The following is a 26,245-nucleotide window of genomic DNA, read 5'->3' as shown; positions in this document are numbered from 1 at the left end:
AGAAGAAAAATAAATAAACTCAGGTTTAGTAAACGGCTACACAAATATTATTTTCACAAATAACATCAACGGGTTCTGTAACAACTACACAATCTGAAGCTATACCCCATTTGGCATTAAATAAAGCTTCTAATTGATTGTATTGGCCTACCTTATTTTCAAGATCGGTTGTATCAATTGAGGTTGAATAAACTAAGTAACTCCAAGGGCCACCACAAGGTTTACTTCCAAAGGCAATATATCTGCAATCAGAACTATCGTTGCAAGCAGAATTTGCTGCAAGAGATTCAATTTGCGCCTTTAAGATTGTTAGTGTTTCCAATTCCTGATCATAGTCTGAAGATTCTCCATCATCTGGTAAACAAGCCAAAAAAAAGAGGCAAAGGAAAGTACTCATCCATAGATGTTTTTGTAGTGGTTTCATAATCAATTCTTTTATTTAAAGATGGAATGACCTTAAAAAGGTTGCGTAAAAACATAAAAAAACCACGATAATCATCGTGGTTTATACTTTATATTCAGACTTGCTTTTTTAACCTTTTAGCAATGCTCATTATAAGCATCAACTAAGTTTTCTGCAATAAGTTCTGCAGGACGTCCTTCAATGTGATGACGCTCTAACATATGAACTAATTCGCCATCTTTAAATAATGCCATACATGGTGAACTAGGAGGGAAAGGAATCATAAATTCTCTGGCTTTTGCCACAGCTTCCTTATCAACTCCCGCAAAAACAGTAGTAATATTATTTGGTTTTTTAGCATTTTGCAAACTCATTCTAGCTCCAGGACGTGCATTTGCTGCAGCACATCCGCATACAGAGTTTACCACTACCAAAGTAGTGCCTTCTTTTGCCAAGGCAGCTTCAACTGCCTCTGGTGTATGTAATTCTTCAAAACCAACATTTGTCAAGTCTTCACGCATTGGTTTTACTAATTCTGCTGGATACATATTTTTAAATTTTAATAATTAACAATTTTTTTAGCGAAGCAAAGATACCAATTGTGTAACAAATTAGTTCTGCAGTCAACTAACTAATATTATATTTGACGATAAATAAAATTTATAATTACATGAGTTTTTCAAAATGGATTGGAGGCGCATTAGGTTGGTCGTTTGGAGGGCCAATAGGTGCTATTATTGGAGTTGCTTTAGGTAGTGTTATTGATTCTATGACAAATGGGAATGGAGATACGCTGCTAGGTGAAGGAAAAAGGAGAAAAAGAACAACTTATAGAAGTAGGTCTCAAGGTCCACAAACACAATCAGGTGATTTTGAAGTTAGTTTGCTTGTTTTAGCATCTATTGTTATAAAAGCCGATGGTAAACAAGACCAACGCGAGTTGGATTATGTACGTCAGCAGTTTTCTAATATGTATGGAAAGGAGCGAGCAAATCACGCGTTTCAACTGTTTAAAGGCATAAGCAAACAAAAGATTTCTAAACGACAAGTGTGTTTGCAAATTAAACAAATGATGGATCACCCATCGCGTTTACAACTTATACATTTCTTATTTGGCATAGCAAAAGCGGATGGTATTGTTACGCAAGACGAAGAACGCCAAATTCAAATCATGGCGGGTTATTTAGGAATTAATGCGCGTGATTACGAAAGTATAAAGGCCATGTTCTACAATAGTAGCGATAATGCATATACCGTTCTGGAACTTGAAAAAGGAGCAACTGTTGATGAAATCAAAAAAGCATACCGCAAAATGGCTAAAAAATACCATCCTGATAGAGTCATTCACTTAGGTAAAGAACACCAAAAAGGTGCCGTAGAAAAGTTTAGACAAGTTCAGGAAGCTTATGAGCATTTACAGAAAGAGTTGAGGTTTTAGAACATAAAATCTCATTTTATCACGTATCAACCCTTATAAAAACTGCAAGTGTCATTTAGGTGACATTTAAATGACGTGTTAAAAACAAAGAAGTTGATTTAGCTTTGTATCATCAAAATCAAAAAAATGAAAAAACAAACTATAAGCGAAAATCTTCTTTATCAAAGAAAATTAAAAGGATATACCCAAGAAGACTTATCTGATAAATCTTCAGTAGGAGTGCGTACAATTCAACGAATAGAAAAAGGTGAAGTCCAGCCTCATTTACAAACGGTTAAATTATTAGCCATCGGGCTTGATGTAAATCTAGATAGCCTCATTGTATTAGAAAACCCTAACGAAGAAGTTATTCAACGTAAGTGGATGCTTTTTTTTCATGCTTCTCCATTTTTAGGGTTAATCATCCCCTTTGCAAATATTTTATTTCCCTTGTTTTTATGGATTCATAAATCTGGAGACAATAAAACCTACGATAAGCATGGGCGTGCAGTAATTAATTTTCATTGTACGATAACTCTATTATTTTTTGTCTCATTATTGGCTTTTTTCCCTTTTCCCGGTTTCAACTTTTTCGGAACAGCCGCAGTAGTTTTATTTGGAATTCTGGTTAGTGCAATCAATATCCGTTCTGCACTTAGCAAGGGCACTTTTAATTACCCTTTATCAATTCCTTTTATTAGGGCTCAACGCGGTTAATTTTTACTAATATTTCAGAGTAGTTAAAAAAATAGAATAAATTTAGGAGACCTTTTTACAAATTGACCATTAAGTAGAAAAGCAGTTTTATGAACGATAAAAAAATCTTAGAACTTTTTAAACAAGGTCAACGCGAAAAAGCATTTAGTAAATTATACGGTTTATATCCTAAAATTGAAGCGCTTATTTTATCAAAAGGAGGTCAGAAACAAGATGCTTCTGATGTTTTTCAGGAAGCACTCATTATTTTAAATAGAAATCTGGAAAAATCAGATTTTAAACTTACATCTTCATTTTACACATATATATATTCGGTATCTCGATTTATTTGGAAGGATACCCAAAAGAAATTTTCTAAACAAGAACTACATAATTTAAATGAAAATGAAGTAGAGCACTTCCACAGTGTTTTAGAAGAGAAAAAATATCAACTTGCAGAAAACGCATTTCTCGAATTAGGGAAACGATGTCAAGAACTTTTAAGGTTGTTTTATCACAAGGCAATGTCTTTTAAAGATATAGCAAATGTGATGCAATTTAAATCTGAAAAGATTGCAAAAAACCAAAAGTATAAGTGTCTAACAAAGGCAAAAGACATCTATCAAACTAGTAAAACAGTTCAATCTTAATTCAGGAAATTATGGAAAAACACATACAAACTATAGAGTTGATAAATGATTATTTAAATGAAAGACTTTCTGAAGTAGAAATTCAAATTTTTAAAAATCGTTTAAAGGCGGATGCCTCTTTTAATAAAGAGTTTGAAGATCATGTTCTTTTTTTAGAAGGGATGAAGCGTCAACAATTAAAGGCAGATGTTAAAAAAGGAAAACAGGTTTATATCAAGTATAAATGGTTTAAGTATTTCGGGTTTACTTCGGTAATAGTTGTTTTGGTAGCAATTGTTTTCATGCACAAAAACTCTAAAGATGCCAAAATAGAAAAAACCAATCCAGTAGAGATTGAAGTAAAAGACTCCGAACCATTTTTAGATTTAACAACGCCCAAAGATAGTTCTAACGAAATACTTTTAATTGACACTTCAAAAGTTGAAAAGGTTTTACAAAAAGAGGAGGTGGTTGAAAAAGAAAATATAAAACCTCAAACTGAAATAACAGAAGTTAAAATTCCAGAAAAAATTCCTGAAACCATTACAATAAATGTAGCTATTGACAGTACAATAATCTGTAATGAAGGCACTAAACTAATAATAAAAGCAAATTCATTTGTAGATGATAATAATCAAATTGTTACTGGAAATATCGACTTAAAAGTAATGGAGTATTATAAGCTTTCAGATATGTTACTGGCAAATTTATCAACCCAATCGGATGGACAATTCCTGGAAACAGGGGGCATGCTCTTTATTGAGGCCAAACAGAATGATAAGAAGTTACTACTCAATGAAAATACACTTATAGAAATCATATTTCCGACAAAAAAGAAAAATATGCAGATGTTTTCTGGAAATTGGGATGGAGGTAATATAAATTGGAATCTTCAAAAAGAAACAGCTTTGGTTGATGAAATTGAATTGGTAGAAATTGTAGAAGAAGAAATAGATGTGCCCTTTGCTGTTATTGAAGAAGTTCCAGTCTATCCCGGTTGTGAAAATTTGAGTAGAAATAACACCAGAAATTGTACAAGCGAAAGAATTAGCCAATTTGTTATGCGAAACTTTAACACTCAAATGGTAAATGATATTGGGCTTAGAGGCAAACAAAGAATCAATGTCATTTTCAAGATTGATAAAAATGGTCATGTAGTTGATATTAGGTCTAGAAGCTCAGAACTAGAATCAGAAATTGAAGCCAATAGAGTCATTGCATTATTGCCTAAAATGAAACCTGGCAAGCAAAGAGGTAGAGCAGTGAATGTGCCTTTTTCATTACCAATCATCTTTCAAGCTGATGGATCGGCAAGTGTGGGTCGTTCATTAATAGATAGAAGAAATAGAGACTCTATATTTATTAACAGGGTTGAGAGTAAGTTAAGCTCAAATGATAATAAAAATGTTTCTGTAGCCGAGGTTAATAGTTATGTTTTAAGAACTTCAAAATTGGGTTGGATAAACTGTGATAGGTTTATTAACACTAAAGATAAACTTAGGTATACTGTGAGAATAGAGGATGCTCAAGGCGACATAAGAGTTAATATGGTTTTTAAATCATGGAACTCAGTTTTACCAAGCAGAAGGTCAGGTAAAGTATTCGATTTTAAAATGGTCCCTGAAAATGAAGAAGTAATTCTTATTGCTATAAAAAAAGATAAAGGAAAAATATTTCTGGATGTAGTAGAAACTACTACGGAAGAAAACCCTCAAGTGGAATTCAACTTCAAAGAGGTGGATTTAGAAGGTTTAAAAGTCGAATTAAAAAAATTGAATAAGTTGTTTTAATTGTTGGAGATGTAATTTGCATCTATATAATCAATAGCCTCTTGTTGAGTTAGTATAGCAAACTTTTTATACCGTTCATGTACATCAACAATTTCATCTAAAGCTTTTTCAACTAGTACTTTGTTTTCCCAAGATTTAAGGTGGTTAACAACGGTTTGTAAACACCCATTTTTATAAGCTATTTGGCCTAAAACATGAATAAGTGTATCGGTTACTCGTTTGGTTTCATCAAACTCTAATGTTTTTAAAAGAGGTAAAATATCTTGTGGGTGTGTTCTACCACGTAATTCAATACCATGACATATTTCTCGTCTCACTTCTTTGTTTGGATGCTTTAAATAAGTTTTGGCCCAAGCTAAAACTGGAATGGAGTTCTTTTCGCTCATTTTTTTAACCGATCCAATCACCGCATTTCTAACAGAATGGTGTTTATCAAATAATCCAGTATCAAAAAAATGCTGCACTTTATCAAAATGAAATTTACCAACTTCTCCGGCAGCATTTATAGTGGTTTGTCTAACCTTGTCAACATCAGATTTTAGTAGATTATTTAAAGTTGAAAGGATTGTAGATTGAAGTTCTGGTTCTGCGTAAAATATTTTGCCCATAGCTAAGTACCCGTTTTTCTGATATAGGTGTCTTCATCAGAAAAGTATTCAATAACAACTTTGGTTTTATTCGAAATCAAATCTGCTTTTATGCTTTCATTGATTTTGTCAACTAAAACATTTCGTTCTTCTTTTGATAAATCATAAAATCCCATAATATCGAATAACAAATAGAACTACATAGACAAGGATAAGGTAAATAAAAAAAGCCAACTAAACATAAAAGAATAGTTGGCTTTTCTTGAAGTAAGAAATGTTTTTACTTAGTAAATACTTCTTTACTTGTGTAAATTTTTGTGTCGTTTCCTTTATCAAAAATATACACTAATTTGTCATCAGAATTTAAGTAAACAGAAGCTAAATTCCAGCCTTCACTTTTAGTAGCATCCAACAGGCACTTACGTACATCTGGATTGTTTAAATTTAAATCTGAATTTTTGATTGTGTCGGCATTTGCACTTATAGAAAATGATAGCATAATAACCGCTAATACTAAATGTAATTTTTTCATCATAGAATGGGTTTTAAATTCCATACAAATCTATGATAAAGCCTAAAATTACTTGAAAATAATAGTTGATTGTTCCTTTTTAACGATTAAGTTCACATTCCTGCCAAACACTAATGCTCTATTGTCTTTTTCATGACCTGCGGGCATATTAAAAGCAATAGGAAAATTGTAATCCAAAAGAACATCTAAAACAAGTTTTTCAACAGATGAGCCCCACTTTGTAGTGTTAGATTTCACCTTTGTCATATCACCCACAATAAGCCCTTTACAATTATCAAAATAACCGGCTCGTTTTAAACTTTGAAGCATACGGTCAATATGATATTTGTATTCGCCAATTTCTTCTATAAATATAATTTTTCCTGAAGTATCAATACTAGATTTAGAACCCAACATACTGCTTAAAATGGATAAATTTCCACCGACGATAGGAGCGGTTACCGTTCCTTGTTTATTGAAGTCAGAACCCTTTAAGGTGTAGCTTATGCTTTGGCCAAAAAGAGAAGCTTTAAAAGTTTTTATGGTTTCTTTAATAGTTTCGGTGTCATCCTGTAAACTGGTACACATCATACCGTGAATGGATTGAATTTCTAAATTATGGACTTCATTATGAATAGCAGTAATATCACTATAACCAATAATCCACTTAGGGTTTTCTTTAAAGACTGACCAATCTAGTTTATCTAATATCCTGACTGAGCCATAACCGCCTCTTGCACACCAAATAGCTTTAATTTTTGAATCGTCTAAAGCTTTTTGAAAATCCTCACAACGTTCGTTATCGGTTCCTGCGAAATGATGGTTCTGATTAAACACATGTTCACCAATAACAGTATGTAACCCCCAACTTTTTAAAAGCGCTTTGGCCTTATTAATTTCTCCAATTCTGTTTTTAAGAATTCCTGAAGGTGCCACTATGGCAACCGTATCTCCTGCTTTTAAATATGGCGGCTGTTTCAACGTATTTGCTTTTTTTTCAATTGCATGATTTTGAGATATTGTTTCAAACTTTCCGAAGAAAAATGCAACACAAAACATGCATATAATTAGTAGGTTTCTCGACATAATGTAAATGTACATTTTTTTTCTAAATAGCTCTTAAAATGTGTACTTTTGCGGCTTAGTAAAGATTTTAACAGGGAATTTATGAGCCAACCAAAACGATACACTGTAACTACAGCATTGCCATACACTAACGGACCAATTCATATTGGGCATTTAGCCGGAGTTTATGTGCCTGCAGATATTTATGTACGCTATTTACGCTTAACAGGTAATGATGTAGCGTTTATTGGCGGGAGTGACGAACATGGTGTACCAATTACTATTAAAGCAAAAAATGAAGGAGTTTCACCTCAAGATATCGTAGATAAATACCATGCAATTATCAAGCAATCGTTTGAAGATTTTGGAATTACTTACGATAATTATTCAAGAACTTCGGCACCTATTCATCATAAAACAGCATCCGATTTTTTCAAAACATTGGATGAAAAAGGTGAGTTTATTGAAGAAACCACAGAGCAATTATATGACGAAGAAGCTAATCAGTTTTTAGCCGATAGATTTGTTGTTGGTACCTGCCCTAAATGTGGAAATGAAGAGAGTTATGGTGACCAATGCGAAAATTGTGGAACTAGTCACAATGCTACTGACTTAATTAATCCGAAATCGGCCATAACAGGGAATACACCAACTTTAAAACAAACAAAACATTGGTTTTTACCTTTAGATAAACACGAAGACTTTTTGAAAGAATGGATTTTAAAGGGACACAAAAAAGATTGGAAACCTAATGTGTACGGACAAGTAAAATCTTGGATTGATGATGGCTTACGACCAAGAGCTGTTACCCGCGATTTAGATTGGGGAATTCCTGTGCCCGCTGAAGGCGGAGAAGGAAAAGTATTGTACGTTTGGTTTGATGCGCCAATTGGTTATATTTCATCTACCATTGAATGGGCAGAACGCGAAGGAAAAAATTGGGAGCCGTATTGGAAAGATGAAGACACCAAACTGGTTCATTTTATAGGGAAAGATAATATTGTATTTCATTGTATCATTTTCCCTTCTATGTTGAAGGCCGAAGGGAGCTATATTTTACCTGAAAATGTGCCATCCAATGAGTTTTTAAATTTAGAAGGCAACAAATTGTCTACATCAAAAAATTGGGCGGTTTGGTTACCAGAATATTTAAAAGATTTTCCAGGTCAGCAAGATGTGTTGCGTTATTCGTTAAATGCCAATGCTCCTGAAACAAAAGATACCGACTTTACTTGGAAAGATTTTCAAGCTAGAAACAACAACGAATTGGTTGCTATCTTCGGAAACTTTATTAACCGTGTGGTTGTATTGACTAACAAGTATTATGAAGGTGTTGTGCCAACGGCAAGTGAGTTTACCTCTGTAGATGAAGAAACATTAGCGGCGGTAAAAGCATACCCAAGCGTGATTGCAAGTTCTATTGAACGTTACCGCTTTAGAGAAGCTGGTCAAGAGCTTATGAATTTAGCCCGTTTAGGAAACAAATATCTTGCAGATGAAGAGCCTTGGAAGATGATTAAGGTGGATGAAGCCAGAACACAAACCATCATGTATGTGGCGCTTCAAATAGCTAGTGCTTTAGCAACTTTGTGTGAGCCATTCTTGCCATTTACTTCAGATAAGCTGAAAAGAATTTTGGCTTTTGATGAAAATGGATGGAATGATATTTCTATCAAAGGTGTTCTTTTGCCTGCTGGTCATCAAATAGGGAAAGCTGAACTTCTATTTTCTAAAATTGAAGATAAAACCATTCAAACCCAATTAGACAAGTTAGAAGCTAGGAGAAAAGCTAATGAAGCGGCTAATAAAACCGTAGAGCCACAAAAGGACACGATTGCATTTGAAGACTTCACTAAACTGGACATTAGAGTGGGGACTATTTTGGAAGCCGAAAAAATGCCGAAAACCAAAAAGCTATTAAAATTGAAAGTGGATACAGGAATTGATACCAGAACCATAGTATCTGGTATTGCTGAAAGTTTTACTGCCGAAGAAGTTATTAATAAACGTGTCAGTGTTTTAGTGAACCTAGCACCTAGAGCATTGAGAGGTGTTGAAAGCCAAGGTATGATATTGATGACTGAAACTCCTGATGGGAAATTAGTGTTTGTAAATCCTGATGATGCTTCGGTTGGGAATGGCCTGCAGATAAGTTAGAAGCTATTAAGGACCTTACTTATTGGTTCGATTAAGAATGTGTCTCACATTATTTACAGCTCGTTTTTCTACTTCACTTTCCTTAGATAATGAATAGAATATAACATTTAGACATAAAAGATGTGTTAGGCAACTAAGAGAAGTGTTTTTAGCTCTATTTTGTCATATATTATTTTGTTTCTCGGTTAAACTCCTCGGGAATAGTCAATATTTCCAATTAGAAGCAATACATAGATTGAGTAAAATAAGCTTAATAAGCTCTTATAAGAAGTTTTCTTTCAATAGTTTTTTTTGATTAACTTTCGAGGTCTCATTGAGACTAAATTTAATCGTTATGCCTAATACTATTAAAAAATTTTCAAATAGAAAAAGCTTGTTTAGTTCTTATGCAATCATCATTTTTTATTTTTTATCCTCTGTTGTTCAATTAAATGCTCAAAAGAAGGAGCTTCAGAGCATAATCGAAAGTTATGATTCCTATACTACACCATATAGGGAAATTGCCTATTGTCATCTAAATAAATCTACTTATTTACAGGGTGAACCTATTGGTTTTAAGGCATATGTATTAGATAAAGGATTGAAAATACCATCTAGCTTAACAAAAAATTTGTATTGCATTATATTAGATAGTCTAGATCGGGTAGTTAAAAAAAAGTTGATTAAAATAGATAATGGTGTTGCTAATAATATTTTTAAAATAGATAGTTTATTTACAACTGGTAAATATACCTTCAAAGCTTTTACGAATTGGATGAAAAACTTTAATGAACCAAACGCCTTCATTGAAAGTTTTAAAGTGATTAATTATTTAGATGCCAATATTATAAATCATAGAGAAGTTGAACTTATTTTAGATGCTCAGTTTTTACCTGAAGGAGGCCATTTTATTCATGGTGTTAAAACGAACGTTGGTGTTATTATTAAAAATACTGATGGATATAGTGTTCCAAATTTAAAAGGGGAAGTGTATGACTCAGATAATAAATTTATCACTGAGTTTCAAGTAAATAATAAGGGTATAGGTCGTTTTCTGATATATCCCGATGTAAATAAAACTTATAATGTAAAAATTGATTATTTAAACAAAGTTCTAAATTATAAGATACATTCGGTTGAAAGAAAAGGAATAGCAATTCATATTAATAGGATTAAGGATAAAGTAATTATAGAGTTTAAAACAAACCCAGAAACACTCAAAACTATTATTGGAAAGGCTTACAAAATGGTTATTCACAATGGCAAATCTATTAAGATTATAGAATTGAATTTTGATAAAACTGAACTAAATCAAATAGTAGATTTACAAAATATGTACTCAGGATTGAATATCATAACTTTGTTTAACGAAAAAAACCAACCTATTTTAGAACGGTTATTTTTTAATTACGAAGGTATAGATTTTGCAAAAACAACAAAGCCATTAATAAAGCAAAAAGGAGATTCTTCCTATGTTACCATTCCAATTAATCGAAAATTTTCGGATGAGGATCAAATAAATCTAAGTTTGTCAATTCTTCCGGAAAAATCTAAATCATATAAAAGGCAGCAAAGTTTAGTTTCATACGCTTATTTACAGGTATATCTTAATAGTAATGTGGAATATGCAGACTATTATTTTAGGGATATATCAAGGCAAAAAATATATGAGTTAGATAATTTATTAATAACGCAAGGATGGAGCAGTTATAATTGGAAGAATATTTTTGACTACAATGAAAATAATAGTTTTGTTTTTGAGGATGGAATAGTTGTAAAAGGAAATCTAAATAACAATTTAGACACGAAAACCACTATCTTAATTTATCCGCTAAAAAATGGAGAGGGGTTTTTTATTGATCTTCCTAAAAGTGAAAGGAGTTTTATAAAATCGGGATTTTTTCCAAAGGAAAATGAAAATCTAAGTTTAAGTATTTTAGACAAAGTAAGTAAGCCGCAAAAGGCAGGTTTGTATTTGCAATTTACTCCATCAATTTTCCCAAGTTATATGTCATCTCATATTGAATCAGTTTTTCCAGAACAAAACGACCTGTTTAAAACCTATGAACATGCTTCTTTTAATTTAATTGATTTAGAAGATGTCCAGAAGTTAGAGGAGATTGTTGTTAAGGCTAATTTAGATAATGAAAGAAATGAACAATTAAAAGCTAGAGTTTTTGGAAGGGTTGATGTTTTTGATGACCAAAAGAGAGGCATGAATTTAACTTTATCGAATTATATAAATGCTTATATGGTAGGTTTTTGGGCAACTGAGCAAAGAGGAAATTTAATAATATCTAATAGAAATATTCAGTCATTTAGTAGTCAAAACCCTAGTCCGTTGGTTTACTTGGACGGTGTGCTATTGAATAATTATGAGTTCTTAACGAATTTTGATATGAGTCGTGTTGATTATATTACTTATGACCCCAATGGTTTTGGTGAAGGCTTACGAGGGGTTGCTGGTGTGATAAAAATCTTTACATCGAATGTGTTTTCTGGTAAAAACAAACCTAATTATTTTAGAAATTTTGAATTTCCATTAACTTTTTCCGCTTCAAAAAAGTATTACGTTCCTAAATATAGTTCATATCAAGATGATTTTTTTATAGATTATGGGGTGGTTGATTGGATTCCAAATCCTCAAGTTGATAAAAACAGCAAAATAAATTTCACCATATATAATCCTTCAAAGTTAAACTTAGATATTTATTTGGAAGGTGTTACTTCTTCTGGAACTGTTTTTACAGAACAAATACCTCTTAAGGTGAATTAATCATAATTTGCCTATACTCATATATTTTAATCATATGGAAAAACAGGAATAGCTAGTATTGTTTAGAGAATTAGAATCAAGAATTCTTTGATAAAACTATTTTCATGTTTTATTTTAGTGAATACTGACTAATCTATATATCTTGAGATTAGATAATGCGTAAAGAATTATTTAACTTTACTAAAAACAAATATCATGTTATCAAAAACTATACAAGACGCATTAAATAATCAAATTAAAATAGAGGCTGAGTCTTCACAAATTTATTTAGCCATGGCATGTTGGGCTGAGGTTAAGGGTTTAGAAGGTGTTGCTGGTTTTATGTATGCCCAATCTGATGAAGAGCGTGAGCATATGCTAAAATTGGTGAAGTTTGTAAATGAACGCGGAGGTCATGCAAAAGTTTCGGCATTAAAAGAACCTGATGTTACTTTTGAATCGTTTAAAGATATGTTTGAGTTATTATTGAAGCACGAAATGTTTGTATCTCAAAGCATTAATGAGTTGGTTCATATTACACTTCAAGAGAAAGATTATGCAACCCATAACTTCTTACAATGGTATGTGTCTGAACAAATTGAGGAAGAAGCGGTAGCACGAAATATTCTTGATAAAATTAATTTGATCGGTGATGATAAAGGAGGGCTTTATTTATTCGATAGAGACATTGAAAGCTTAACGGTAAGTACGGCAGCAGCTCCTAACCTGGGAGGTGCATAATTTCACCAGTTAATCTTATTTAGATTAATTAAAAATAATATATCTTTGCTTTATATTTGTAACTATCGATTTGGTTGTGGGCAAAAAGAAGCAGAAAAAGGCCGTTAAAAAACTTAAAAAATTAGGTGTTATTTCAACCGATAAGGTTAAAGATAGCTGCTGCAAGAAATTCAAAAAAAGTGAAAAGAAAAGGTGTAAGAAGTGCCCATGTTATGATTTACTTAAAAAAGTAGCTTAATTAAAAACTTAATATATAATAAAAGCGCTCTTAATATTAAGAGCGCTTTTATTATATAAGTAAATATTTTAAATAATTATTCCAATTCCATTTTAAAAACGTTCGCCAAACCGCTTAATTCAACATCTTCAGGAATAATAAATGAATGTGAACGTTCAGTTCTTTCCCATTCAACTTCTTTCCCAGATTTTAATTCAACAACGCGTTTAACAGGTGTTGCAGGACCATATCCAATATTATTTAGTTTTCCTAAATTAATTTTAGTACCCGGTTCAGGTTTACCAAGAAGGAAAACGTAAAGGGATTTTTTGTCTTTGGAAGTAGTGAAACGAATATCATCAGCACTATATTCCACTTTAGCAGATTGTCCACCATGGGCACCATCGGCAGCTTTTGCGTGTCCGAAACCATAAATATGGAATGGTCTTGTACCATATACAGATTCTCCATAAGTATCTAACCAAGATCCAACTCCAGTTAATAATTCGCGTTGTTCTTTATTAATGGTTCCATCCGCCATAGGAGAAATGTTTAAAAGCACCACACCATTTTTACTCCAAACGTCAATCATATTTCTAAGTAAAAGTTCAGGTGACTTGTATACTTGTCCATGAGTGTAACACCAACTTCCTTTATCACTAACTGTGATATCGGTCATCCATACTTTTTCAGACACGTCTTTCTTTCCTCCCTGTTCAATGTCTAAAACACTCATGTTTTTTGGTAAGTCATCATGCTTTGCAATTAATACAGGCTCTTGTCCAGTTTTAAGTCCATTGTTAAGGAAATGCGCAGACATTTCTTGAACTTTATCTTCGGCAACATGATTTAACCATACATCATACCATAGCATATCTGGTGAATATTTATCAACAACCTCATTTACTTGATCTAACCAATATTGGTCAAATTCTTTTTGCGGCATATTTCCATAGAATTTTTTAAGATCTGCATCTTCCGCTGATGTTGGAAAATCTGGATGATATGCAAAATGACTATTGTAAGTATCCCATTTAATTGAGTCACCCTCATGACGTTGTCTTAATCGTGCATGATGAAAAGAGGTCATTGTTTTTAATCCTCGCTTTTTAAGTGCTGTTAAGATTTCACCGGTAATATCTTTTTTGGGACCCATATCTGCTGAGTTCCAAGGATTCAATTCACTATCCCACATAGCAAATCCGTCATGGTGTTGTGCTACAGGTCCGGCAAATTTTGCTCCAGCTGCTTTGAATAAGTCAGCCCAATTTTCAGCATCAAATTTTTCAGCTTTAAACATGGGAATAAAATCATGATAACCAAATTCTTCTAGTTTACCATAATTTTTCTCATGATACTCTTTGTAATCTGGATATTCGTTAACGCGATATAATCTATAAGGATACCATTCTGAACCATATGCAGGAACGCTATAAACACCCCAATGAAAGTAAATTCCTAACTTGGAATCATGAAACCATTCAGGGTCTGCTTTATGATTTGCCAAAGATTCCCAATTAGCTTCAAATACTTTGGATTCGCTTTCTGTAGTTTTAACTTCTTCATTGTTCTTACAAGCAAAAACTAAAAGAACTACTATTAAGATTTTGAAAATGTGTTTCATGTTTAATTTAGAATATTTGATTAAAATGGTTTACAAATTTTCATAATTTCTAGTTGTTCAAGGGTTTCATTTGATTTATTTAATAGAACGAATGGTCATTTTGGAACTTAAGAGACCATATTTTTACTGGTTTTTATAATAATTATGCAACTTACAGTAAATGAAAACCAAGTTGTTGTTCAAAAAATGCTGATATAAATGTCTTGAAACACTTTTCAAAACAAGATTCTTTTCTAAATTGCGTTTGTTTCAAACATAAATAAATGCAAATTCTCAATTATATAATTGGTCATATTCAATTACCCGAAAAATCGGTTAAAAACACTTTAGAATTACTTAATGAAGATTGTACCATTCCGTTTATATCACGTTATCGAAAAGAACGAACTGGTAATTTGGATGAGGTTCAAATTGGAGAAATAGTTAAGTTTAAAGAACAATTTGAAGCTTTAGAAAAAAGAAAAAAAGTTATTTTAAAAGCATTGGGAGAACAAGATGTACTTTCACCGGAATTACATCAAAAAGTTGAATCTGCACAAGACTTGACCAGCTTAGAAGATTTATACCTTCCGTTTAAGAAAAGCAGAAAAACAAAAGCTGAGAAAGCAAGACAAAATGGATTGGAACCATTGGCCAAAATTATTATGAGTCAAAATGCCAATGATCTGGAGTCTATTGGTTATAGGTATGTTAAAGGAGGGGTTGCATCAATTGATGATGCTTTTGAAGGAGCGCGCCACATTATTGCAGAATGGATAAATGAGCGTACCGATATTCGGAATAATATACGGCATCAATTAGAACGTTATGCTATGATTTCTACCAAGGTTGTGAAGACTAAGGAAAGTGAAGAAAATGCACAAAAGTTCCAAGATTATTTTGATTGGGAAGAATCTCTAAGTAGAATTCCGTCACACCGTTTACTAGCTATTTTGAGAGCCGAAAAAGAAGGCTTTATAAGAGTTAAGATTGAAATTGATAATGAAAGAGCTTTAGATAAAATTGAAAACAGGATCATTCGTTCAAATAATGAATGTGCAGACCAAATTGAGTTGGCCATTAAAGATGCTTATAAAAGGTTGTTATTGCCATCATTAAGTAATGAAGCGTTGCAAATAGCAAAAGAAAAAGCGGATGAGTCAGCAATATCAGTATTTGCTAAAAACCTAAAACAATTATTGTTAGGGTCTCCTTTAGGAGAACAACGAGTTTTAGCAATTGACCCTGGATTCAGAACGGGTTGTAAAGTTGTGTGTTTAGATGCCCAAGGGCAATTACTTTACAATGAAACTATATATCCGCATCCACCAAAGAATGATATCACTGGAGCCATGAAGAAAATAAGCTCTTTAGCTGATGCTTATAAAACTCAAGCCATTGCAATTGGTAACGGAACCGCTTCAAGAGAAACGGAAGCTTTAATTAGAAGAATACGGTTTAAAAATGACATTAAAGTCTTTGTGGTAAGTGAAGCCGGTGCTAGTATTTATTCGGCATCTAAAATAGCAAGAGAAGAGTTTCCTAATTATGATGTTACTGTTCGTGGTGCTGTTTCCATAGGGCGTCGTTTGCAAGACCCATTAGCAGAATTAGTGAAGATAGATGCTAAATCTATTGGAGTTGGTCAGTATCAGCATGACGTAGACCAAACAAAGCTTCAAAAATCGTTGGAATCAGTCGTTGAAAATTGTGTAAACGCAGTTGGTGTTAATATTAATACAGCAAGTAAATCGTTGTTAAGCTATGTATCTGGTATTGGACCTAAATTGGCAGAAAATATTTTTAACCATCGTGATGAAAATGGCCCCTTCTCTTCAAGAAAGGAAATTTCTAAAGTGCCTCGTTTAGGTAATAAAGCCTTTGAGCAAGGAGCCGCTTTCTTAAGAATTAAAGGCGCTAAAAACCCATTAGATGATTCGGCAGTGCATCCTGAAAGTTATTCTGTTGTTACTAAAATGGCAAAAGATATAGGTAAATCTATTAATAGCCTTATTGGTAATCCAGAAACACTTAAAAATATTGATCTTAAAAAGTATCGTACGGATACCATCGGCTTGCCAACATTGAAAGATATAATGAAGGAATTAGAAAAACCCGGATTAGATATTAGAGAACAAGCCAAGGTGTTTACGTTTAATCAGAATATAAAAACAATTAACGATTTACGTGAAGGACAACTTTTACCAGGGATTGTAAACAACATTACCAATTTTGGGTGCTTTGTAGATGTCGGAATTAAAGAAAGTGGGTTGATTCATGTCTCAAACCTCTCTGATAGTTTTGTAAAAGATGTAAATGAACACGTCCATTTGCACCAACAAATTATTGTAAAAGTTTTAGCTGTTGATATTCCTCGAAAGCGCATTCAGTTAAAGCTTCATAAATAAATTGTAATGTTATTGTGTCTTTACAGACATAGTAATCATGACGCACTCATTTTCTGAATTCTCTACAAATGCACTATTAAAGGTTGGCAATGAATCTTTATTGGTGCCTTATAAATCCTCAAAACGATTAGATATTTATGTATTTATTCGAACTTCAAAAACTAAGGCAGAGGTTTTAGTAGATAGTATCCCTATAAGTATACCTCCAAATAGTATTTTGGCGTTAACGGCAGTTCAGTATTTTCAGTTTTTAAAAGGAGAAAACCTAAAAGTGTATTTCTTCAATAGAGAGTTTTATTGCATTAAAGATCATGACCAAGAAGTTGGTTGTGCTGGTTTGTTGTTTTTTGGAAATGTTCAAAACCCCATAATTCAATTAGACGATAGCGAGCAGTTTAAATTCAATGTATTACATGAAGTTTTTGTTGATGAATTAGAAACTAAAGATACTATTCAAGCTGAAATGCTACGTATGCTTATGGCACGTTTTATAATTAAAAGTACAAGGCTATTGAAGGCTAAAGAGGAATTAAGTGATACTTCCAAAAATGCTAAAACAGAATTGTTAAGAGCATTTAATGTTTTAGTAGAAGAACATTTTAGAACAGAACATAGCGTGCAATTCTATGCTGATTCTTTGTTTAAATCTCCTAAAACTTTGTCTAATGGTTTTGCCAAATTAAATACAAGTCCGTTAAAAATAATTCATGAGCGTATTGTATTGGAAGCGAAACGCCTTTTAATATATACCGAAAAGACTTCAAAGGAAATTGCCTTTGAAGTAGGTTTTGAAGATGCTTCTCATTTAAGTCGTTTGTTTAAAAAGTACACCTCAATATCTCCTTCTGATTTTAAAAAACAACACAAATTAGCTGCTTAGGGAAAAATTGACAAGACCAAAGGAAATCTATCTATGGTTTCTAGTATGGTTATAATTCATCTTTGTACTGTTCAATTAAAAAAACAAAGTCATGAATTTAAAACACATATCAATTTTCAATCTTATTGAAATATTTACAGGAAAAAGAAGCAAGCAAAATTATTCTATTAACCCAGAAAAACATTGTGAGCACAAGCAGCTGCATGATTTTTATTGTGATTCTGATGAGGTTCATAATGAGTCTAAAGTTACTGTTTAACTTTTATTGGGAAAAATTGACTATTCAAAGGGAAATTTAATCATGGTATAATAAGCTCTTTAGAAGCAACTTTGTACCGAACAAATAACAAATTTTAAAACATTATAAATATAAAATTATGAACACATTTAATGTACCAACAAGAAATGAAGTAAGTGAAAACAATCAAGCAATTTTCGATAATCTTAATAAAGAATTGGGATTTGTACCTAATTTATATGCTACTTATGCACATAGTGATACTGCCCTAGAAAACTATTTAACCTTTTCAAATGCTAAAACATCATTATCGGCTAAAGAGAAAGAAGTGGTGAATTTAGCAGTGAGTGAAGTTAACCAATGTGTGTATTGTTTATCTGCGCATACAGCTATAGGAAAAATGAACGGATTTACAGATGAACAAATTTTGGAATTAAGAACGGGAGCAGCTTCGTTTAATTCAAAATTAGATGCTTTAGCGCGATTATCAAGAAACATCACTGAAAATAGAGGTGCTACCGATGACGAAGTACTTGAAAACTTTTTTAATGAAGGATATTCAAAAGGCAATTTAATTGATGTTATTTCTTTGGTTGGAGATAAAACCATTTCAAATTATATACATAAAACTACGCAAGTACCTGTTGATTTTCCAGAAGTACAACCTTTAGAAATCGTTGCCGTATAGTAATAAACCAAGTATTAATTTAAAATTCTAGTAAACAATGAAACATTTAATTTCAACATTAGTAATAGCACTTGTATTTACAATTAATATAAATGCTCAAGATGTAAAAACTATTGCTTTAGAACAAACAAAAGAAGAATTTACGCAAAAAGAAATAACCGTGAATGAAGGTACTTATGTGTTTGAAGTATCAAATAATCATGCTGCTAAAGAAGTAGGTTTGGTTTTAGTCCAAAAAGGGAAAGATGCAAGTAATCCAGAAAATCATATAAAAACAGCCTATGTAACTGAAGTTGTAAAAGAGGGTGAAACACAAAAAACAAAGCCCACCAAGTTAACAAAAGGAGAGTATGTATATTTCTGTCCTCTTAACCCAACACCACATTATACCCTGCTGGTTAACTAATTAAAGATTGATATTTAACATTGTAAAAGCTTCCGATAATTCGGAGGCTTTTTTAGTAACAAAAGAGGTTTAAAGATTATTTAATGTCGCTTTAAATTATTAAATTAGTATTTAATTTTCTTACCGCGAAAATCATGAAATCTTTCACTCTTAGTTTAGCCTTATTCTTTTTATTAGGCACCAGTTATTGTATGGCTCAAAACCATACTGTAAATGGTGAAATTGTAGCTTTTAAAAAATACCCTTTAAAGAATATAAAAGTTACTTCAAAGAAAACAAATGTTGAAGTCCTGTCTGATGCAGATGGAAAGTTCTCAATAGTATGTAACAAAAATGATCAGTTATCATTTTATGGCGGAGGCTTTCATTCTCAACGCATTAAAATAAAAGGTGAGGAGTATCTTTTTATAAATTTAATAGTTATTCAAGAAGAAGAGGCTTATAAAGATGTTGTTAAAAGTGAGCATATGTCCAAGGATGAATTGAACTATTGTGTGGAAAACTTATTAGATTATAACCAAAATTTTGACCAGCTAGCCACTATTTATGATGTTGTTCAGTATGTGTACCCGCAAGCTAAAGTGGTTGATCCTTCTATAGTTGAAGCTGCAGAACCGGGAGATTTTGGGGCTACGGGCCCTCAAATCATCCTTGACTCCAGAGGGTTGAACTCTATTAATGCTAGTCTTTATGCATTATTAGTGGTTGACGGGATTGTTATAAATGATATTTCTGGAGTACACCCCATAGAAGTTAAAACCCTTAAGGTTTTAATGGGTAATGAAGCAGCTCATTGGGGCATGAGAGGTGGTAATGGGGTTGTTGAGATTACTACCAATTACGAGTAGATGTAAATTTCCTTTCGCTGTATTTTATTTATCTTTAAGTGTTTAACTAAGATATTTAAGATGAAGACTGTTATAATTTCAACGCTACTCACTTTTGTAATTTTTTTTAGTTGTAAAAAGGAACCTGAAGCACCCAGACCTTCAAAAAGGCAAATAATAGATCTAACCCATGAGTTTTCCGAAGAAACCGTGTATTGGGTGACCGCCAAAGAATTTGAAATGGATGTTGTGGCCGAAGGACATACAGACCATGGTTATTATTATGCTGCCAATAACTTTACTACAGCTGAACATGGAGGCACCCATATAGATGCTCCTATACACTTTGCCGCTAATAAACAGTATGTAAATGAAATTCCTTTAGAAAAACTAATCGGTTCTGCCATTAAAGTTGACGTGTCTGAGCTCGCTCTAGAAAACCCTGACTATTTGATAAGAATTGAAGATTTCACCAATTGGGAAAAGAAGAACAGTATGCAAATTCCTGATGGCAGTATTGTGTTATTGGAAACGGGATTTTCTAAGTACTATCCAGATAAGAAGAAATATTTAGGTACGGACAAGCGTGGTCCCGAGGCGGTTAAGTTATTACACTTTCCTGGGTTGTCACCTGAAGCTGCAAAATGGTTGGTAGAAAACCGAAATATCAATTCTATTGGGCTTGATACACCAAGTATTGACTACGGCCAATCAAATTTTTTTAAAGCGCATGTGATTTTGTTGTCTGAAAATATTCCAGCTTTTGAGAATTTAACCAATCTTGATAAATTACCTTCAAAAGGTTTTGATGTGGTTGCTTTACCAATGAAAATAAAAGGTGGTAGCGGAGCGCCTTTGCGTATTGTAGCATTTGTAAATGACTAATTTATAATGCCATCGGTTTATGAGTTTTAATATAATCAGGATCAATATTTATACCGAAGCCGGAACCGGTCGGGACATTAATGACACCATCAATACTTTCAAAAGGTTCTGCTTTACTTTCAACAGGTATAACTGTTCCGTTAGCATCTTTGGTTGCAAACATTTTAAACTCATGAAATTCGGCTGCATTTTGACATGCCGAAACCATATGTAGCATGTATAAATAACCAAGGCCTCCTGATGACATATGAGGTGCTATGGTTTGTCCCATAACCTGTGCCATTCGAGAGATTTGTTTAGTTCTAATCATCCCGCCGAAATAGAATATATCTGGTTGTACCACCTGAAAAACATCATTGGCTATCAACCACCTGAAAGTATGAAGACGAGACTCTTGCTCGCCACCTGCCATTGGAATGTTTAGGGCTTCCTGGACTTGTTTTTGCTCTTCATACCATTCATAGGGGATAGGTTCTTCATAAAAATAATAGTTATATTCTTCCAGCAGTTTCCCTAATTTGATAGCACCATCCACGGTGTAAGTGCCGTTGCCATCAATCATTAAATTCATGTCATCACCAAATTTTTCTCGGGCAAGTTTTACCAGTTTTTCTGTTCTTCCGGGAGCGATGTCTCTATCATTTCCAACATTATTTCCAACACCTGCACGTAATTTTATGGCTTTGGCTTTGGTTTCTTCCCAATCTTGGTACATCAATTCAAGGGATTCTTCGGGTTCTCTTTTTCTAAGTTCATTAATTCTAGTGCCTAAATAAATAGATACTTTTTGATTGTGAATATCACCAATGATTTGCCCCACCTGTTTGTTGGCAATGTTTCCCAACATGTCCAGAATAGCAAATTCAAGCGTTGCCATTTGAACGTTTAAAGGAATGCCATGCAATCTGTAGTTACCTACAGCTGCGTTATGAATTAATGTATCTAAGTCTCGGGCGTCTTTGCCTATAAAATGCCTTTTGACTCGGTTAAACATGGGATACCCAATTTCAGTATAAAAAGGATGCCCTATTGAAATGCCAACGGCACCATCTTTGGACCTTACCCTGCAAATAAAGTTATCTCTATCCCGAAGCAATTCTATAGTTTCAATGATTACAGGATTAGAAAACAGTTCTCTTTTTAAAACAGGTTTATTTAAGGCTTCGTCTATTAAAGTATAATCAATAGAATTGTTAATCTGCGTTGTAGGACTTTCAGGTTTACAGGAAGTAAAAGGTAATAAGGTAGAAGCGGCCCCAGTTAATGCAGCTGTTTTTAGAAACTTTCGGCGGTTGGTTTGCATATAGTTTAGTTTTCATACAAGATACTAACTATTAGCTAGTTTTAGAAACCTATAAAATTATTAAATACGGCGTGGTGTTTTATGCGTGGCATATATTCTCCTTAATTTAAGTTTGAATAAGAAACGCCGTATTCGTTCATAAAAGTATTATCCTTATTATTTAAATCTAATGTTTCGCCGTTAAAGCTTGTTACGGGTAAACCCAATTCTTGGTATATACAGGCTGTAGCAGCATAATCCCAAATGCTACCTCCTCCTTTACTTTTCTTTGGAAGTTTTAAAAAGCATGCAGGCCTATTTTCTAAAGCTGAAATAGCACACATTACCGCACCTAATCCAGATATTTCTTTAATGCCTTTTAAGCCAAAATTAGTTAAATGATTATTCAGAATATCTTTAATTTCATCAGATTTAGGTGTGTCCTTTAGTTTTTTATCAGTGGTATAGGTTAAATAATCATTTGTGTTTTTAATGGTCCATATTTTTTTGTTTTTGTAGGCACCGTTATCTTTTACAGCATGGTATAAGGTGTTTGTGCTAGGGTCAAAAACAACACCAATAATCGGAGTGCCATCTCTAGAGATTAAAGCAATAGATACAGAAAACCCAGTATGTTTATTAATAAATGCCAATGTGCCATCCATTGGGTCTACACACCAAAAGAAGTCTTTTTCAAGTCGGCTACCATCATCTGTGGTTTCCTCAGATAATAAACCAATATCGTGTGCTTCACAAGTTGGTTTTAAATGCGACAAAATAATACTTTCGCATTCACGGTCTACTTTTGTTACTACTTGAGAGGCATAGGAAGAACCTCCTTCTTTTGTCTCTAAAGTTATGTTATCATTCATATATTTCTGAATGACTTTTCCAGCTGAAGTGGCAGCTTCAATAGCAATATTTGCTAAATGTTGTAAGTTCATTATTATAGATTTTCAATGACTTTGGCAGTTATGCGTTCACTATAACTATTAATTTTCCAATGGCCGGGGCTCCAGCCTTTTAAAAACCGATGAAAATCTGCCCATGCAACACGATATAAAGGACGCCATTCATTTTCTAGTGCTCCATTTTTTTCACCAAGCGCTTTATGCAAATAGCTAAAGTAAGTGTCTAGTATTTTAGTTTCCATGCGCTCGCAATCACTTTCATAGAGGCAACTACCAATAAAATAAGCAACATCTTTCATACCACATCCACCTCCTACATATTGAAAATCTACACCTGCCACTTGCCCTGTTTTAGAAAAACAAAAGTTTGCCAATTTAGCATCGCCATGAACAAATGTTTGAAAGTTACAGTTGTTGAGTTTATTGTCAATTGCAGCTGCGGCATTTTTCAAGGCTTTATCTTCTAAAACCTCTAATTCTTGAGGTCTAGTTTCCAAGTGCCAATAGGTACCAACATTCCAAAGTCCGTTAGGTATTTTTCCCAAATAACTAGCATGAAATTGTGCCAACCATTCTAAACAAGTTTCTATATCTGTCCATGCTACATCTTGTTTTCGTAATGGGAAACCTGCTTTGTCTAAATCTTCAAGTACTATAAGCACTTCATCTTGATGGCGCTCCATAGTAAAACATTTTGGCAAACGTGCCATACTATTTTTGCTATACTGGTTGTACCATGTGGTTTCTACTTCATAAGATTTTAGTTTTCTTTGATGCCCAATATCAGTATGCCACCCTCTTGGGTGATTATTGCTAATAGGTAACTGTACATACTTAACAACAACGCTTTCTATAGGCGAGTTTTCTAGAGCAATACGTATAATTTTACCATAACCACTCCATAATTCTTGAATGACTTCTTTTTCCTTTAAAGATGAGGCTCCAGTTTTTTGTAGAATAACAGATTTAAAATAATCGTTCATAGGGTTTCAAAGGTAGGGAATTGTGGTTTTTTAAATTTTATTTTTTTAGGGTTTGCCTGTTGTTTTGATTTCATTTAAGATGTTTAGTTACAGTCAGTTTAAAAAACAATTGCAGGTTGTTGCATTCTGTGTAATATTATTTATTCAGAAGAAATAATTATATTTATAGACAACCAACCATTAAAAATTTAGTTATGAAGCATTTTTTAGTTTTTATGTTTATTGTTTTTATATCCTTTTCCTCTTTTGCTCAAAATTATGATATCATTTTAAAAACGACAGGAGAAGAAATGGAGGGTAGTGTAAAAGCTATTGATGATGATGCTATTGAGTTTGTGTATAAAAACGAAACTATAGAATATAAAGTCAAAAAGGCTGATATTGTTAAAATCACATTCGGATCAGGCAGGATTGAGTTTTTTAATAAACTACCTTCTGCCAAAAGCAGTGGTCAAAATAATTTGGAAAGCCACCATAACAAAGTTGCAGTGCTTCCTTTTGCTTATATAAAGGATGAAAGCAACGGTTCAAAGGCAATTTCAGAAAGGATTCAAGCCGAAACCTTTTCGTTTTTTAACAAGCACAATAGTGGTTTAAAATATCAAGACCCTAAGACTACAAATGCATTGCTTATTAAGGCTGGAGTAAACAATAATAATATTCAAGGTTATACTATGGGGGAAATTGCGAATATTTTAGAAGTAGAATATGTTATTCAGGGAACAGTTTCTGTTCAGAAAACAACTCAAAGTGTCTTTAGTAATTCTACTTCTAAGACAACAAAGAATAATGATAAATTGCATATAGATAAACATGGGAAATTAATTGGAAATATTTTTAGTGATGGGAAAAGAAAAACGACAACAAGTAGTTCTTCAACAGCTATTCAAAACTATGCAACATCTATGATGATGAATATTTATAATGATAGAGGAGACAATATTTTTAGCCAAAATCACACGGCATTTTGGAATACTCAGGACGCTTATAAAATCACATTGAAGTATCTAGCAAAGCGAACACCTTTTTATAAGAAATAATAAATGCAAGGGTATAAATACCCTTGCATTTATAAAGCCACTATTTTCCAGAGAAAATATCTTTTAATTGTGTTATAGTAAATTGTTCAATCTATTTTGAAACCAATTGGTTTTAGGGTTTTCAATGTCATTTTTTTCAACAGTTTCCTTGGTTCTATTTTTGTTGTTTTTAATTTCACGTTTTTTGGTTACACGCTTAATTACTTCATCAACGTAATAGTAAAAGTCATTGTTAAGCCCAAACATTTTGGCTTCTTTTAAAGCGTCTTCTGCTTTTTCAAATTCACTTAAAACTTCGTGTAAATAACCTTGGTTTAATTGAATACTAGCTTTATCAATTCCTTTAATAGTCATTGCAAAATCTATTAATTTTTGTGCTTCAACAAAATCATCATTATTTACTAATAATCTTATGAAATCTGGGTAGATATCAGGATAATCAGTCTTCACCGTTAAAGCTTTTTCATAGTAAGCTTTTGCAGTTTCGTAATTGCCTAATTGCTCACTTTGTAATTTGGCCATTAAGCATAAGGCTTTTACATTTTCTGGTTCATAAGATAAAGCATAGTTTAGAGCTTCAGCAGCTTTTTCCAACTCATATGGATAAGCATCTAAAGCTTTAAATAAATAGTTGTTATGTAAATTATTTTCCATTGTTTTAAATTTTCAGGCATTTGTTTTTACCCAATGCTAGGGGCAACAATTCCTTGTTTTGTAATAGTCTTTACAGACCTGTTTTAAATGCACACTAAATAGTGGCTCTTAAAACCGATTCAGACTTGTATTCTAAAATTTTAGGAATAAAAAATCCGAAACAGTTTACTTGCTTCGGATTTTTTTCTGGAAAGTTAATCTACAGAAAACACCGAAGTCTCATGAGTGACTCAAGATCACTATACGCTCTTTTAAAGAGTATACTATGTTGTAACATGACTTCTTATTTTTTTGTTGCAGTAGTTTGTTTAAAACTGCGATGCAAAGATTAGAACTATTTTTTAAATAACAAAACTTTTTATGTTTTAATCAAAAGATAATCAGGTAGTTATGTATAAATTTAGATAAAAGAATCCCTGTCCGCTTATTAGCAGATGCTTGAGGTTTTTGGCAAAAGCTTGTCTCCCAGTTGCTTATACTTCAAAGGCCTATA

General features: G+C 32.8%; 26 protein-coding genes. 15 read left to right on the top strand and 11 right to left on the bottom strand.

Annotated elements, in window-relative coordinates:
- Positions 1-25: 25 nt before the first annotated feature.
- Together FUA22_RS10900 and FUA22_RS10895 are read right to left on the bottom strand one after the other, a co-directional pair.
- A complete protein-coding gene (locus tag FUA22_RS10900; RefSeq protein ID WP_147768227.1) occupies positions 26-424 on the bottom strand; it encodes a hypothetical protein in 399 nt (132 codons plus the stop codon).
- Positions 425-540: 116 nt separating this feature from the next.
- On the bottom strand, positions 541-951 hold the full coding sequence (locus FUA22_RS10895) for a BrxA/BrxB family bacilliredoxin (protein WP_147768225.1): 411 nt from the start codon (positions 949-951) through the stop codon (positions 541-543).
- Positions 952-1,073: 122 nt separating this feature from the next.
- Between FUA22_RS10895 and FUA22_RS10890 the strand changes: the two genes are divergently transcribed.
- From FUA22_RS10890 to FUA22_RS10875, 4 genes are all read left to right on the top strand, one after another.
- The gene (locus FUA22_RS10890) at positions 1,074-1,841 is read left to right on the top strand and encodes a TerB family tellurite resistance protein (RefSeq protein ID WP_147768223.1); all 768 of its coding nucleotides are present in this window, start codon (positions 1,074-1,076) and stop codon (positions 1,839-1,841) included.
- A gap of 126 nt (positions 1,842-1,967) precedes the next feature.
- Complete coding sequence (locus FUA22_RS10885; RefSeq protein ID WP_147768221.1) at positions 1,968-2,537, top strand: helix-turn-helix domain-containing protein; 570 nt, start codon at positions 1,968-1,970, stop codon at positions 2,535-2,537.
- 89 nt (positions 2,538-2,626) lie between these two features.
- On the top strand, positions 2,627-3,166 hold the full coding sequence (locus tag FUA22_RS10880; RefSeq protein WP_147768219.1) for an RNA polymerase sigma factor: 540 nt from the start codon (positions 2,627-2,629) through the stop codon (positions 3,164-3,166).
- 11 nt (positions 3,167-3,177) lie between these two features.
- The gene (locus FUA22_RS10875; protein WP_147768217.1) at positions 3,178-4,935 is read left to right on the top strand and encodes an energy transducer TonB; all 1,758 of its coding nucleotides are present in this window, start codon (positions 3,178-3,180) and stop codon (positions 4,933-4,935) included.
- Here FUA22_RS10875 and FUA22_RS10870 read toward each other — a convergent pair.
- The 4 genes from FUA22_RS10870 to FUA22_RS10860 form a co-directional block, all read right to left on the bottom strand.
- The gene (locus tag FUA22_RS10870; RefSeq protein WP_206667101.1) at positions 4,932-5,543 is read right to left on the bottom strand and encodes a HEAT repeat domain-containing protein; all 612 of its coding nucleotides are present in this window, start codon (positions 5,541-5,543) and stop codon (positions 4,932-4,934) included. The genes FUA22_RS10875 and FUA22_RS10870 overlap by 4 nt on opposite strands.
- 2 nt (positions 5,544-5,545) lie before the next feature.
- Positions 5,546-5,698: a hypothetical protein gene (locus tag FUA22_RS18535; protein WP_206667100.1), complete on the bottom strand. Its 153-nt coding sequence runs from the start codon at positions 5,696-5,698 to the stop codon at positions 5,546-5,548.
- A gap of 104 nt (positions 5,699-5,802) precedes the next feature.
- Positions 5,803-6,057, bottom strand: a complete 255-nt coding sequence (locus FUA22_RS10865) for a hypothetical protein (protein ID WP_147768215.1) — start codon at positions 6,055-6,057, stop codon at positions 5,803-5,805.
- Positions 6,058-6,102: 45 nt separating this feature from the next.
- Positions 6,103-7,119 carry a S66 peptidase family protein gene (locus FUA22_RS10860; RefSeq protein ID WP_147768213.1) on the bottom strand — a complete coding sequence of 339 codons (1,017 nt, stop codon included), beginning with the start codon at positions 7,117-7,119 and terminating at the stop codon, positions 6,103-6,105.
- Between the two features lie 81 nt (positions 7,120-7,200).
- Here FUA22_RS10860 and metG point away from each other — a divergent pair, with 81 nt between their 5' ends.
- The 3 genes from metG (at position 7,201) to FUA22_RS10845 (ending at position 12,730) form a co-directional block, all read left to right on the top strand.
- Positions 7,201-9,255, top strand: coding sequence for a methionine--tRNA ligase (metG, locus tag FUA22_RS10855; RefSeq protein ID WP_147768211.1), 2,055 nt, complete (start codon positions 7,201-7,203; stop codon positions 9,253-9,255).
- Between the two features lie 334 nt (positions 9,256-9,589).
- On the top strand, positions 9,590-12,010 hold the full coding sequence (locus tag FUA22_RS10850) for a TonB-dependent receptor (RefSeq protein ID WP_147768209.1): 2,421 nt from the start codon (positions 9,590-9,592) through the stop codon (positions 12,008-12,010).
- 195 nt (positions 12,011-12,205) lie between these two features.
- Positions 12,206-12,730: a ferritin gene (locus FUA22_RS10845; RefSeq protein WP_147768207.1), complete on the top strand. Its 525-nt coding sequence runs from the start codon at positions 12,206-12,208 to the stop codon at positions 12,728-12,730.
- A gap of 314 nt (positions 12,731-13,044) precedes the next feature.
- Here the strand turns inward: FUA22_RS10845 and FUA22_RS10840 are convergent, their stop codons facing one another.
- A complete protein-coding gene (locus FUA22_RS10840; protein WP_147768205.1) occupies positions 13,045-14,571 on the bottom strand; it encodes an alpha-L-fucosidase in 1,527 nt (508 codons plus the stop codon).
- 263 nt (positions 14,572-14,834) lie between these two features.
- Here FUA22_RS10840 and FUA22_RS10835 point away from each other — a divergent pair, with 263 nt between their 5' ends.
- The 7 genes from FUA22_RS10835 (at position 14,835) to FUA22_RS10810 (ending at position 20,882) form a co-directional block, all read left to right on the top strand.
- On the top strand, positions 14,835-16,958 hold the full coding sequence (locus FUA22_RS10835) for a Tex family protein (RefSeq protein ID WP_147768203.1): 2,124 nt from the start codon (positions 14,835-14,837) through the stop codon (positions 16,956-16,958).
- Between the two features lie 37 nt (positions 16,959-16,995).
- Positions 16,996-17,838: a helix-turn-helix domain-containing protein gene (locus FUA22_RS10830; protein WP_147768201.1), complete on the top strand. Its 843-nt coding sequence runs from the start codon at positions 16,996-16,998 to the stop codon at positions 17,836-17,838.
- Between the two features lie 91 nt (positions 17,839-17,929).
- Positions 17,930-18,097 (top strand): hypothetical protein, encoded by a 168-nt coding sequence (locus FUA22_RS18440; RefSeq protein ID WP_170309896.1) that lies wholly within the window; start codon positions 17,930-17,932, stop codon positions 18,095-18,097.
- A gap of 118 nt (positions 18,098-18,215) precedes the next feature.
- A complete protein-coding gene (locus FUA22_RS10825) occupies positions 18,216-18,764 on the top strand; it encodes a carboxymuconolactone decarboxylase family protein (protein WP_147768199.1) in 549 nt (182 codons plus the stop codon).
- Positions 18,765-18,801: 37 nt separating this feature from the next.
- Complete coding sequence (locus tag FUA22_RS10820) at positions 18,802-19,170, top strand: cupredoxin domain-containing protein (protein ID WP_147768197.1); 369 nt, start codon at positions 18,802-18,804, stop codon at positions 19,168-19,170.
- A 134-nt stretch (positions 19,171-19,304) separates the two neighbouring features.
- Positions 19,305-20,018, top strand: a complete 714-nt coding sequence (locus FUA22_RS10815) for a hypothetical protein (RefSeq protein WP_147768195.1) — start codon at positions 19,305-19,307, stop codon at positions 20,016-20,018.
- 60 nt (positions 20,019-20,078) lie between these two features.
- Complete coding sequence (locus FUA22_RS10810; protein ID WP_147768193.1) at positions 20,079-20,882, top strand: cyclase family protein; 804 nt, start codon at positions 20,079-20,081, stop codon at positions 20,880-20,882.
- 1 nt (position 20,883) lies between these two features.
- Here the strand turns inward: FUA22_RS10810 and FUA22_RS10805 are convergent, their stop codons facing one another.
- From FUA22_RS10805 to FUA22_RS10795, 3 genes are all read right to left on the bottom strand, one after another.
- Positions 20,884-22,185 carry an enolase C-terminal domain-like protein gene (locus tag FUA22_RS10805; protein WP_147769067.1) on the bottom strand — a complete coding sequence of 434 codons (1,302 nt, stop codon included), beginning with the start codon at positions 22,183-22,185 and terminating at the stop codon, positions 20,884-20,886.
- A gap of 101 nt (positions 22,186-22,286) precedes the next feature.
- The gene (locus FUA22_RS10800) at positions 22,287-23,108 is read right to left on the bottom strand and encodes a 3'(2'),5'-bisphosphate nucleotidase CysQ family protein (protein WP_147768191.1); all 822 of its coding nucleotides are present in this window, start codon (positions 23,106-23,108) and stop codon (positions 22,287-22,289) included.
- 2 nt (positions 23,109-23,110) lie between these two features.
- Positions 23,111-24,058, bottom strand: a complete 948-nt coding sequence (locus FUA22_RS10795; protein ID WP_147768189.1) for an oxidoreductase family protein — start codon at positions 24,056-24,058, stop codon at positions 23,111-23,113.
- A 194-nt stretch (positions 24,059-24,252) separates the two neighbouring features.
- On the opposite strand from FUA22_RS10795, the gene FUA22_RS10790 reads away from it, so the two are divergent.
- Positions 24,253-25,098: a hypothetical protein gene (locus tag FUA22_RS10790; RefSeq protein ID WP_147768187.1), complete on the top strand. Its 846-nt coding sequence runs from the start codon at positions 24,253-24,255 to the stop codon at positions 25,096-25,098.
- A 72-nt stretch (positions 25,099-25,170) separates the two neighbouring features.
- Here the strand turns inward: FUA22_RS10790 and FUA22_RS10785 are convergent, their stop codons facing one another.
- On the bottom strand, positions 25,171-25,752 hold the full coding sequence (locus FUA22_RS10785) for a tetratricopeptide repeat protein (protein ID WP_147768185.1): 582 nt from the start codon (positions 25,750-25,752) through the stop codon (positions 25,171-25,173).
- Positions 25,753-26,245 lie beyond the last annotated feature (493 nt).

The organism is Seonamhaeicola maritimus, from assembly GCF_008056315.1.
Lineage (GTDB): Bacteria > Bacteroidota > Bacteroidia > Flavobacteriales > Flavobacteriaceae > Seonamhaeicola > Seonamhaeicola maritimus.
This window is presented reverse-complemented; position numbering and strand designations above follow the sequence as displayed.